General features: G+C 56.4%; 10 protein-coding genes. 5 read left to right on the top strand and 5 right to left on the bottom strand.

Annotated features, from left to right (window positions below):
* Nucleotides 1–81 precede the first annotated feature (81 nt).
* From NL64_RS05355 to ahpF, 3 genes are all read left to right on the top strand, one after another.
* Nucleotides 82–1,020: a site-specific integrase gene (locus NL64_RS05355; RefSeq protein ID WP_034147121.1), complete on the top strand. Its 939-nt coding sequence runs from the start codon at nt 82–84 to the stop codon at nt 1,018–1,020.
* Nucleotides 1,021–1,158: 138 nt separating this feature from the next.
* Nucleotides 1,159–1,722, top strand: coding sequence for an alkyl hydroperoxide reductase subunit C (ahpC, locus tag NL64_RS05350; protein WP_007975937.1), 564 nt, complete (start codon nt 1,159–1,161; stop codon nt 1,720–1,722).
* A 129-nt stretch (nt 1,723–1,851) separates the two neighbouring features.
* On the top strand, nt 1,852–3,414 hold the full coding sequence (gene ahpF / locus NL64_RS05345; RefSeq protein ID WP_034147120.1) for an alkyl hydroperoxide reductase subunit F: 1,563 nt from the start codon (nt 1,852–1,854) through the stop codon (nt 3,412–3,414).
* A gap of 135 nt (nt 3,415–3,549) precedes the next feature.
* On the opposite strand, the gene gloA is transcribed toward ahpF, so the two are convergent.
* Entirely contained in the window at nt 3,550–4,071 is a 522-nt protein-coding gene (gene gloA, locus NL64_RS05340) for a lactoylglutathione lyase (RefSeq protein ID WP_034147119.1), read from the bottom strand.
* Between the two features lie 145 nt (nt 4,072–4,216).
* Here gloA and NL64_RS05335 point away from each other — a divergent pair, with 145 nt between their 5' ends.
* Nucleotides 4,217–4,741: a DUF4946 domain-containing protein gene (locus NL64_RS05335; protein WP_034147233.1), complete on the top strand. Its 525-nt coding sequence runs from the start codon at nt 4,217–4,219 to the stop codon at nt 4,739–4,741.
* A gap of 176 nt (nt 4,742–4,917) precedes the next feature.
* Here the strand turns inward: NL64_RS05335 and NL64_RS05330 are convergent, their stop codons facing one another.
* Both NL64_RS05330 and NL64_RS05325 read right to left on the bottom strand, forming a co-directional pair.
* The gene (locus tag NL64_RS05330; RefSeq protein ID WP_008075430.1) at nt 4,918–5,283 is read right to left on the bottom strand and encodes a histone-like nucleoid-structuring protein, MvaT/MvaU family; all 366 of its coding nucleotides are present in this window, start codon (nt 5,281–5,283) and stop codon (nt 4,918–4,920) included.
* 232 nt (nt 5,284–5,515) lie between these two features.
* A complete protein-coding gene (locus tag NL64_RS05325) occupies nt 5,516–7,048 on the bottom strand; it encodes an EAL domain-containing protein (protein ID WP_034147118.1) in 1,533 nt (510 codons plus the stop codon).
* Between the two features lie 620 nt (nt 7,049–7,668).
* Between NL64_RS05325 and hppD the strand changes: the two genes are divergently transcribed.
* Nucleotides 7,669–8,745, top strand: coding sequence for a 4-hydroxyphenylpyruvate dioxygenase (gene hppD, locus NL64_RS05320; RefSeq protein ID WP_034147117.1), 1,077 nt, complete (start codon nt 7,669–7,671; stop codon nt 8,743–8,745).
* Nucleotides 8,746–8,841: 96 nt separating this feature from the next.
* On the opposite strand, the gene rarD is transcribed toward hppD, so the two are convergent.
* Together rarD and NL64_RS05310 are read right to left on the bottom strand one after the other, a co-directional pair.
* On the bottom strand, nt 8,842–9,723 hold the full coding sequence (gene rarD / locus NL64_RS05315; RefSeq protein ID WP_034147116.1) for an EamA family transporter RarD: 882 nt from the start codon (nt 9,721–9,723) through the stop codon (nt 8,842–8,844).
* Nucleotides 9,724–10,072: 349 nt separating this feature from the next.
* Nucleotides 10,073–11,086, bottom strand: a complete 1,014-nt coding sequence (locus NL64_RS05310; RefSeq protein ID WP_034147115.1) for an aldo/keto reductase — start codon at nt 11,084–11,086, stop codon at nt 10,073–10,075.
* Nucleotides 11,087–11,190: the final 104 nt, after the last annotated feature.

Raw genomic sequence — 11,190 nt, 5'->3', positions numbered from 1 at the left:
CTTTTGATTTTCCCCAAAAAGCAAAGTCAAAAGATCGCAGCCTGCGGCAGCTCCTACAGGGGTCTCCGCAAGGTCATCCCCATGAGCGATCTGGATCGATATCTACACGCCGCGACCCGCGACAACACCCGTCGCAGTTATCGCGCGGCCATTGAACACTTCGAGGTGAGTTGGGGTGGATTCCTGCCAGCAACCGGAGACAGCGTGGCGCGCTATCTGGTCGCTCATGCGGGCGTGTTGTCGATCAATACCTTGAAGCTGCGCTTGTCGGCGCTGGCGCAGTGGCACAACAGCCAGGGCTTTGCCGATCCCACCAAGGCGCCGGTGGTGCGCAAGGTGTTCAAGGGCATTCGTGCATTGCATCCGGCCCAGGAGAAACAGGCCGAGCCCCTGCAACTGCAACATCTGGAGCAAGTGGTCGCCTGGCTGGAGCAGGAAGCACAAACCGCCAGGCAGCAAGGTGATCGGCCGGGATTGTTGCGGGCCAGGCGCGACGCGGCGTTGATCCTTCTGGGCTTCTGGCGTGGCTTTCGCAGCGATGAGTTATGCCGTGTGCAGATTGAGCACGTTGAAGTGCGCGCAGGTTCCGGCATCACGCTGTACTTGCCGCGTAGCAAAGGCGACCGGGAAAATCTCGGCAAAACCTACCAGACGCCTGCGCTGCAACGATTGTGTCCGGTGCAGGCCTACATCGAATGGATCACCGAGGCTGCGCTGGTCCGCGGTCCGGTGTTCCGCGGCATAGACCGTTGGGGGCATTTGAGCGAGGAGGGGCTGCACGCCAACAGCGTGATTCCTTTGTTGCGTCAGGCGCTGGAGCGCGCAGGCATTGCGGCCGAGCACTACACCAGTCACTCCCTGCGACGCGGTTTTGCCTCGTGGGCACATCAAAGCGGTTGGGACTTGAAGTCGTTGATGAGCTACGTCGGCTGGAAGGACATGAAGTCTGCCATGCGCTACATCGAAGCCAGTCCGTTTCTTGGCATGACTCGCCTCGCAGAAAAACCACTGGAGTCGTAAATACGGTTTTCTTCTATTAATACTGATGGCTAATAGCGAAAGCCAATCAGCGGCATGAGGTTTGCCAATGAGCCAACCGTCCGTCGAGTGGGTAAAGTTCTCTCCATCAACTTCTTAACCCCTGACGGAGAGTCAACGATGCCTATCATCAACAGCCAAGTTAAACCGTTCAAAGCTGATGCATTCAAAAATGGCGACTTCGTAAAAGTCTCGGACGCTGACCTGAAAGGCAAGTGGTCTGTGGTTTTCTTCTACCCAGCCGACTTCACCTTCGTCTGCCCAACCGAACTGGAAGACCTGGCTGACAACTACGACGCATTCCAGAAACTGGGCGTCGAGATCTACAGCGTTTCCACCGACACTCACTTTGCTCACGCTGCCTGGCACAACACTTCGCCAGCCATCGGCAAAATCCAGTACACCATGATCGGCGACCCGACTCACGCTATCTCCCGCAACTTCGACGTGCTGATCGAAGAAGCAGGCCTGGCTGACCGTGGCACCTTCGTGATCAACCCTGAAGGCCAGATCAAAATCGTCGAACTGAACGACGGTGGTGTGGGTCGTGACGCTTCCGAACTGCTGCGCAAAATCAAGGCTGCCCAGTACGTCGCTGCTCACCCAGGCCAGGTTTGCCCAGCCAAGTGGAAAGAAGGCGAGGCCACTCTGGCTCCGTCCCTGGACCTGGTCGGCAAGATCTAAGTCTGTGACGCGCTTCATCAGGGCGGACTTCCGCACCTTCTAAGCAAGCTGCACCGCCCAATAAAAACGCCCGGGCGAGATTCGCTCGGGCGTTTTTTTATGTCTGTGAATACAAAGGAAATCGCCCGTATGTTGGACGCCAATCTTAAAGCCCAGTTGAAATCGTACCTGGAACGGGTCACCCAGCCGATCGAGATCGTTGCCTCCCTCGACGACGGTGCGAAATCCCAGGAAATGCTTGAACTGTTGAAAGACGTTGCCAGTCTTTCCACCCAGATTACTTTGCTCGATAACGGTGACGATGCACGCAAGCCATCGTTCTCGATCAATCGCCCGGGAGCCGACATCAGTCTGCGTTTTGCCGGCATCCCGATGGGCCACGAATTCACTTCGTTGGTGCTGGCCTTGCTGCAAGTCGGCGGCCACCCTTCGAAGGCGAGTGTCGAAGTCATTGAACAAATCCGTTCGCTAAAAGGCGAATTCAGCTTCGAGACTTACTTCTCGCTGTCCTGCCAGAACTGCCCGGACGTGGTCCAGGCGTTGAACCTGATGGCCGTACTGAACCCGAACATCCGCCACGTCGCCATCGACGGCGCGCTATTTCAGGCTGAAGTCGATGAGCGCCAGATCATGGCGGTGCCTAGCATCTACCTCAACGGCGTGAACTTCGGCCAGGGTCGCATGGGCCTGGAAGAAATCCTCGCCAAGATCGACACCAGCGGCATCGAGCGCCAGGCCGAGAAAATCAGCGCCAAAGAAGCCTTTGATGTGCTGGTTGTCGGCGGTGGCCCGGCCGGTGCTTCGGCGGCGATTTATGCCGCTCGTAAAGGCATTCGTACCGGTGTCGCGGCTGAGCGTTTTGGTGGGCAGGTGCTGGACACCATGGCCATCGAAAACTTCATCTCGGTGCAGGAAACCGAAGGGCCGAAGCTGGCGGTCGCGCTGGAAGAACACGTCAAGCAATACGACGTAGACATCATGAACCTGCAACGTGCCGATAAGTTGGTGCCAGGCAAAGCAGGCGAGCTGCATGAAGTCCACTTCGCCAGTGGCGCCAAACTGAAAGCCAAGACCGTGATCCTGGCGACCGGCGCCCGGTGGCGTGAAATGAACGTGCCGGGTGAGCAGGAATACCGCAACAAGGGCGTGGCGTACTGCCCGCACTGCGACGGACCGCTGTTCAAGGGCAAGCGCGTGGCGGTGATTGGCGGCGGTAACTCCGGCGTTGAAGCGGCCATCGACCTGGCCGGTATCGTGTCCCATGTCACGCTGCTGGAGTTCGATGTACAGCTGCGTGCCGATGCGGTGTTGCAGCGCAAGTTGCACAGCCTGCCAAACGTCACCGTGATCACCAGTGCGCAAACCACTGAAGTGACGGGCGACGGGCAGAAGGTCAACGGCCTGCGTTACAAGGATCGTCAGAGCGACGAACTGCGTACCATTGAGCTGGAAGGGATCTTCGTGCAGATCGGTCTGTTGCCCAATACCGATTGGCTCAAGGGCACCATCGAGTTGTCGCCACGTGGCGAGATCATCGTTGATGCTCGCGGTGAAACCTCGATGCCGGGTGTGTTCGCTGCTGGCGACGTCACCACCGTGCCGTACAAGCAGATCGTGATCGCGGTGGGCGAGGGCGCCAAGGCTTCCCTCAGCGCATTCGACCACTTGATCCGGACCTCGGCCCCGGCATAAACCCGGGCGCTGAAAACAAAAAACCCCATGAGTGATCATGGGGTTTTTTCGTATCTGCGCTCTGTAGGAGCCGGCTTGCTGGCGATGGCGTCCTTGAAATCGCCATCGCCAGCAAGCCGGCTCCTACGGGACGTCTTACAGCGGCGCTGGCTGGATGATTTCGACCCAATAGGCATCCGGGTCCTTGATGAACGCCAGGCTCTTCATGCGGCCATCGGTCAAGCGCTTCTGGAAGTCGCAGCCCAGTGCTTCAAAACGCTCACACGCAGCAACGATGTCGGGCACCGAAATACAGATGTGGCCGAAGCCGCGCGGGTCGGTGTTGCCGTTGTGGTAGGCGAAATCCGCGTCGTTCTCGGTGCCATGGTTATGGGTCAGTTCGAGAATGCCGGGGATCGATTTCATCCACTCGGTGCGAGCGGCGGCATCGGCCGGGATCTGGTTTTTGTCGACCAGCGCCAAAAAGTACAGGCTGAATTCCGCTTCCGGGAAGTCGCGTTTTTCCACCAGCGAGAAACCCAGGATGCGCGTGTAGAAGTCCAGGGACTTTGTGATGTCCTTGACCCGCAGCATGGTGTGGTTGAAGACAAACTTCTGCGTCGCGGTGTCCGGTTGTGCGGTGACGCCGGGGAAGGTGTTCAATTCTTGCAGGCTCATGGGCCCTCCGGAAAATAAGTGGGGCTAACGAATGGCGACAATGATACGCAAGGGCTCTGACATCACCAAACCAAAACCGTCGGCTATTGCCTGACGGTCGGTCGAGGCTCAGACTTCAGGGCTTAATGGGTGGGTGTGCATGGCAATGATTCGATTCTGTAAAACGCTGTTCGTCCTGGTGGGTGTGCTCTCAGTCGCTGTCAGCGCTCACGCCGATGTACCAGTCATTACGTGGCCAGCTGGCTGGCAGGTCGAAGAGGTTCCGCAAGGTGATGCCGCTTCTACGGTCAGCCGTCAGCGAGCAGTGAAAAACGACCAGGGTGGTACGCCTGTGATGGTCATGGAGTTGACCATGACCCAGGTCGAAAGTGGTCATCAGGTAAACCTCGAAGGCGTGTTACTGGAGATGCGCAAGTCGGTGCAGAAAGACTTCTTTCAGGGCGGATATCAAAGTGCCTGCAACAAGATTCATTCGGCTACCTTAAGCCGCTTATCGGCGCTGGAAACAACCTGCACCATCACGCAAAACGGTCGTCACGTGCTCTCTCAAACATTGGTCGCCGCAGTGGATGGCGATAAAGCCTACGTTCTTTCCTACGCGGGGCAGGCGCAGGCTTATAAGGCCAGCCAGGACGAAATAGAGGCGGCCCGTAACGGCTTGAAACTTTAGTTGAAGACTTCAATGGCAGTGGTTTTCAGCTCATGCTGAAATATTTAGATACCCGAAAGGGTTAAGCACAAAGTTGGTCGGCAAGTAGCGAGTTGATCGACCCACATCGTTGCATTTAGATGGTGTTCATGAAAAAGCCCTGCATTGGCAGGGCTTTGTTTTTTCAGCGCGAGTGGTTAGCCGCGCAGCCAGGAGTCGACGGTGGCGGCACCGTATTGTTCCTTCCAGGCTTTCAGGCCGCGATGGTTACCGCCCTTGGTTTCGATCAGTTCACCGGTGTGCGGGTTCTGATAAACCTTGACCACGCGAGCGCGACGGGTTTTAGGCGCAGCGGCCTGTTGCAGACCGGATTTTGCCGGGTTCGGATCGAGAATGGCGATGATGTCGCGCAGGCTTTTGCCGTAGGTTTTCATCAGCCCCTGGAGCTTTTCTTCGAATTCGATTTCTTTCTTGAGCCCGGCATCGTTCTTCAGGGATTCAAGCTGCTTGAGCTGTTCTTGAAGGGCCTTTTCAGCTGCACGAAATTCAGCGAGTCTGGACAATATCTTTACTCCAATAGTGTGTTTGGCTGAAACCAACCGCAAACAAAGCTATAAGCCAAGAGCCTTGTAGCGACTCGGTGATAATGGCTCACCTGCCAAATTATCGCAGGCATGAAAAATTGTAGTAGTTAATTGGCCAAGAGTAAATCATGACTTTTTCTTCATGTAACAAGTGTAGTCTTTTGATTCAATTTGGTGCGTATATCGTTGTCTCGTCACATAAAATCGCTAGTTAATGGTCGCTTAATGCACTAATGAATTCCGCGCCAGGCATCGGTTTGCCGTAAAGATAACCTTGCAAGAAATTAACGTTATGAGCGGACAGGTAATCACTTTGCTCTTGGGTTTCCACACCTTCGGCAACCATTGCCAGGTCGAGCTTGGCCGCGAGTTCGATGATGCTGTCCAGAATGTGGCTGGACAGGGTATCGATGCCGATCATGGCGACGAAGGTCTGGTCGATTTTCAGGAAGTCGACATTGAACTGACGCAAGTAGCCAAGGCTGGAATGACCGGTGCCGAAGTCGTCGATGGCGATCTTCACGCCCATTTCATGAAGTTGCTCGAAGAGTTGATGGGTTAGGTCCGTGGGTTCAATCAGTTCGCGCTCGGTCAATTCCAGCACCAGATGGATAGAGCCGGGGGCGAACGCATCTAGAAACGCCCGGCAATCCTTCACCAGTTCCAGGTTCTGGCAATGACTGGCAGTGATGTTGATCCCGATATGAAAGGGTTCTTCGAAAGACGCGGACAGCGGTGCAAACAACTGGGCGGTTTGCTGCATGATCGAGCGAGTCATTGGCACGATCAGACCGGAGTGTTCGGCAAATGGAATGAACAGATCGGCGCGAACCAGGCCTTCTTGCGGATGCTTCCAGCGCATCAACACTTCCATGCCCGACCACTTTTTGCTGTCGCCGTGCACAACCGGTTGAAAATACGGAATGAATTCCGCTGCTTCCAGCGCCCGCTGCATTTCATGGCTGGGGGACGATGTGCGTTTCTGTAAAAAGTATCCGATCGATCCGGCAAGCACGCCGAAAAAGATCAACAAACTGAACAGTGGCGGATACTCACGGCTCATGTAACGCCAGATTTCCCCTTCGGGAAAACCGGCCGCCACGCTAAAGGCATAACGTGCGGATGCGAGGTTGTTTTGCGCGACGGGAAACGTAGGCAGGGCGTCGGCGTGAAACTTGCCGTCGGCGCTCAGCCAATGGGGGCCGACTTCCAATACCAACAATGTCTGGCGACCAATCAGGCGTAAAACATTGCTCAGGTGGTAACCGTCCAGCGCACTCATTGCGCCTTGTTTGCCATCGCCAAGTCGATAGACCAGCAGCGCGGTATCGGGCGTGACCGGGTTGCCCTTCATCAGCAGCAACTGGCCTTGGGTGTAGTCACCGGGCGTAATCTTTTCGTCGATGTCGCCGAACAAGGAACTGCAGTAGATGGTGTTGTCCCACACCAGATTGGTCGAGCGCACGAAGGGGCGACGGGTGACTTGTTCGCGCAAGGCCAGGTTGACGTCGAGGCAACTTTGCCCCGCCAACGGCAGTAATTCACGCGCAGCCTGAGCCGTATTGTCGAGCATCAGGTCGAACTGGCGTATGGCTTCTTCAGCGGTGTGTCGAGTGCTGTGGTCGAGTACGCGTTCGGCCTGCATATAAAGGATGGCAAATCCGAGCATCACCGGGAGCAAGCCGCTCAACAGCGTGATAGCCACCTTTGTGCTGTGTTTTCGGCGTGTGGATTTCAGTGGCATTTGCGAAACCTGTGTAAATGAAGTCGGGCTCTCAAATGCTGGCAGGTCACGACGCCCCCCAAAAAGAGTTCAGGTACGAGCCATGATAGTTGGCGCTTGGTCAATTTGCCGTTCATCAGTAATTCTGGTGCGCGGCGAGTTTGAAGAAGGCCGGTGTCGCCGGGCAGACTGAACGCTGGTCAACGACAGCAACTTGATCGGTATGAGTCGAATGATACGTCATACCGAAATCTCCGGACCGCACAAACCTGTGGCGACATATGAACAAGGCCTGAGCAAGGCCTGCGATATGCCTGGGAGGAGGGCTGATCCTGGCGGGGATTTTCCTCTGCGACAAACCCCTTGCGCAGGCAGTGAAAAAGGGGATTTGATACAGAAGGCGGACAAACCAAGTTACGCTGTGTAGAATCAGGTTACGCATACAAGAATAATCGTCTTCTGGCAGCAGAAGCCTCGCCCGCAAGAGCCTTGGGTCGACAATGAAGATATTTGGGTTCCAATTGATCTACGGTGACTTCCTCGCCCGCAGCGTGCGGGGCATCTCCTGCGCGCCACCCACCGGTCTCAGCATTGCTAGCAACTGACATTTGTTAATTCTAAAAGCATGATGAGGCGCCAAAATGGCAGATTTATACGAAAACCCAATGGGCTTGATGGGCTTTGAGTTCATCGAATTCGCATCGCCAACCCCGAACACCCTGGAGCCGATCTTCGAGATCATGGGCTTCACCAAGGTGGCGACCCACCGCTCCAAAGACGTGCACCTGTATCGCCAGGGCGCGATCAACCTGATCCTCAACAACGAACCGAACAGCGTAGCCTCGTACTTCGCCGCCGAGCATGGTCCGTCGGTGTGTGGCATGGCGTTCCGGGTCAAGGATTCGCAAAAAGCCTACAAGCGTGCCCTGGAACTCGGCGCCCAGCCGATCCACATCGAAACCGGCCCGATGGAGCTGCACCTGCCGGCGATCAAAGGCATTGGCGGCGCGCCGCTGTACCTGATCGACCGTTTCGGTGAAGGCAGCTCGATCTATGACATCGACTTCGTGTTCATTGAAGGCGTTGACCGCAACCCGGTCGGTGCCGGTCTGAAGATCATCGATCACCTGACCCACAACGTGTACCGTGGGCGCATGGCCTACTGGGCGAACTTCTACGAGAAGCTGTTCAACTTCCGCGAGATCCGCTACTTCGACATCAAGGGCGAATACACCGGCCTGACCTCCAAGGCGATGACCGCGCCGGACGGCATGATCCGCATCCCGTTGAACGAAGAGTCGTCCAAGGGCGCCGGGCAGATCGAAGAGTTCCTGATGCAGTTCAACGGCGAGGGCATCCAGCACGTTGCTTTCCTGGCCGATGACCTGATCAAGACCTGGGATCACCTGAAAAGCATCGGCATGCGCTTCATGACCGCGCCGCCGGACACCTACTACGAAATGCTCGAAGGCCGTTTGCCGAACCACGGCGAGCCAGTAGGCGAACTGCAAGCGCGGGGCATTTTGCTGGACGGTTCGTCCGAGTCAGGCGACAAGCGCCTGCTGCTGCAGATCTTCTCGGAAACCCTGATGGGGCCGGTGTTCTTTGAATTCATCCAGCGCAAAGGCGACGATGGTTTCGGTGAGGGCAACTTCAAGGCGTTGTTCGAATCGATCGAGCGTGATCAGGTTCGTCGTGGTGTTCTTTCTACCGACTGATTCTTGGTAAAGATCAAAAGATCGCAGCCTGCGGCAGCTCCTACAGGGGAATGTAAAACCCATGTAGGAGCTGCCGCAGCCTGCGATTTTTTGTTTTTAAGGCCTGCGCTGCCGCATCAAATGCTTGAACCCTTCAAACATCAACACCAGCACCGCCATCCAGATCGGAATGTAGGTCAGCCATTCTCCTGCCTTGATACTTTCCCCCAGCAACAACGCAACGCCAAGCAACAGCACCGGTTCGACGTAGCTCAACAACCCGAACAGGCTGAACGGCAGCAAGCGGCTGGCGATGATGTAGACCACCAACGCCGAGGCGCTGATTACGCCAAGCAACGGGATCAGCAGCGACAGCCACGGGTGCTGATCAAACACGTTGAAGCCTTGTTCACCGCTCTGCACGAACCAGAATGCCACGGGCAGCGTCAGGGCCATGTCCATCCATAACCCGCCGAGGTTGTCCGTTGCCAGACGCTTGCGCAGGACGAAATAGGTTGGATAGCCAATGCACACCAGCAAGGTCGCCCAGGAAAAACCGCCGACCTGATACAGCTCATTGATGACGCCGAGGCAGGCGAAAAACACGGCAATCTTTTGCAGGTAAGACAGGCGTTCGCCATAGGCGAGCCGGCCGGTCAGAACCATGGTCAGCGGCAACAGGAAATAACCCAGCGACACATCCAGGCTGTAGCCATTGAGCGGCGCCCACATGAACAGCCAGAGTTGCACGCCGAGCAGCGCAGAGGAGGCGATCAGGGCGGCCATCAGTTTTGGCTTGGCCATGACGCGTCGCACAATCTCGGCCACCCGTTTCCATTCCCCGGACACGACCATGAACACCGTCATGCACGGCACGGTCAGCAACATCCGCCAGCCAAAAATTTCCACGCCGCTCAAGGGGGTGAGCAGCGATGTGTAGTAATACATGACGGCAAACAGCACCGAGGCTGTGACCGATAAAGCGATACCTTTAGACAAACTGTCCTCGCGAAGTAGACGGTAAAACGGGCTGCGGAGGATACGTGGTTTTTGTGCTGAATATTGGCCGGTTGATCGATATTTTCAACATTGCTGCCAGGACTCAAAACCCTGTAGGAGTGAGCCTGCTCGCGATGGCGGTGAATCAGCCAACATTGATGTTGAATGTGAATCTGCTATCGCTAGCAGGCTAGCTCCCACAGATTTCAGACGAGTATTGAACGATCAATCAACACGGACCTTGTGGGAGCGAGCCTGCTCGCGATAGCGATCTTCCAATCAACATCTCTGTTGAATGTAGTACCGCCATCGCGAGCAGGCTCGCTCCTACAGTGGGTTTTGTGTTGCTTCAGTTAGCGCGTGGTTTACGGCCCGACACAAAATGACTCACGTCGTTGAACCCCGGTGTCGAGGCATGCCCCGGTGTCACCAGCGAATCGATAAACGCTTCATCTTCAGCCGTAATCTTCACCGCCTGCGCCTTAGTGTAGGCATCCCACTGTTTTTCGGTGCGCGGGCCGACGATGGCCGAGGTGACGGCGCTGTTGTTGAGAACCCACGCGATCGCGAATTCAACAATGCCGACGCCACGCTCCTGGGTGTATTGCTGGATTTGCTGAGCGATGCGCAAGGATTCCACGCGCCATTCGGTTTCCAGGATGCGCTTGTCGGCGCGTCCGGCCCGGCTATTGGCGTCCGGTTTTACATCGGGCGCGTACTTGCCGCTGAGCACACCGCGCGCCAACGGGCTGTAAGGCACGACGCCAAGGCCGTAGTTTTGCGCGGCGGTGATCTGTTCGGTTTCAGCCTGGCGATTGACGATGTTGTACAGCGGCTGGCTGATGACGGGACGGTCGACCCCGAGTTTGTCGGCGATGCGAATCACCTCTGCGATGCGCCAGCCCCGATAGTTCGACAAGCCCCAGTAACGGATCTTGCCTTGGCGAATCAGATCGCCAATGGCCGACACCGTCACTTCCAGCGGCGTGTTGTGGTCTTCGCGGTGCAGGTAGTAGATGTCGAGATAGTCGGTACCCAGGCGCGTCAGGCTGGCGTCGATGCCGTTGAAGATGTGCTTGCGGCTCAAGCCGCTGCGGTTCGGCACGCCGTCCACCGGACCGAAGCCGACCTTGGTCGCCAGCACCCATTCGTGGCGGCGACTGGCGATGGCTTCGCCGACGATTTCTTCGGAGTGGCCGTTGGTGTAAACGTCGGCAGTGTCGATGAAATTGATGCCCTGATCCCAGGCCTTGTCGATGATCCGCAGGGAATCTTCGGTGCTGGTCTGTTCGCCGAACATCATGGTGCCCAGGGTCAGGGTGGACACCTGCAAACCCGAATGACCCAGCGTGCGGTAGCTCATGAGGAAATCCTTTTGCCGGAGGGAAAGGCTCAATCAAATACCAGAACCATCGCGGGTATCAAACAGAAATATCAAGCACCGCAGATCAAACTGTGGGAGATTCT

The organism is Pseudomonas fluorescens, assembly GCF_000802965.1.
Taxonomy (GTDB): Bacteria; Pseudomonadota; Gammaproteobacteria; order Pseudomonadales; family Pseudomonadaceae; genus Aquipseudomonas; species Aquipseudomonas fluorescens_A.
This window is presented reverse-complemented; position numbering and strand designations above follow the sequence as displayed.

Bases quoted from the DNA above. Each gene is read 5' to 3' on its own strand.
- NL64_RS05355 (WP_034147121.1), top strand. From the start codon at position 82: ATGAGCGATCTGGATCGATATCTACACGCCGCGACCCGCGACAACACC.
- ahpC (WP_007975937.1), top strand. From the start codon at position 1,159: ATGCCTATCATCAACAGCCAAGTTAAACCGTTCAAAGCTGATGCATTC.
- NL64_RS05310 (WP_034147115.1), bottom strand. From the start codon at position 11,086: ATGAGCTACCGCACGCTGGGTCATTCGGGTTTGCAGGTGTCCACCCTG.
- ahpF (WP_034147120.1), top strand. From the start codon at position 1,852: ATGTTGGACGCCAATCTTAAAGCCCAGTTGAAATCGTACCTGGAACGG.
- gloA (WP_034147119.1), bottom strand. From the start codon at position 4,071: ATGAGCCTGCAAGAATTGAACACCTTCCCCGGCGTCACCGCACAACCG.
- hppD (WP_034147117.1), top strand. From the start codon at position 7,669: ATGGCAGATTTATACGAAAACCCAATGGGCTTGATGGGCTTTGAGTTC.
- NL64_RS05325 (WP_034147118.1), bottom strand. From the start codon at position 7,048: ATGCCACTGAAATCCACACGCCGAAAACACAGCACAAAGGTGGCTATC.
- NL64_RS05335 (WP_034147233.1), top strand. From the start codon at position 4,217: ATGATTCGATTCTGTAAAACGCTGTTCGTCCTGGTGGGTGTGCTCTCA.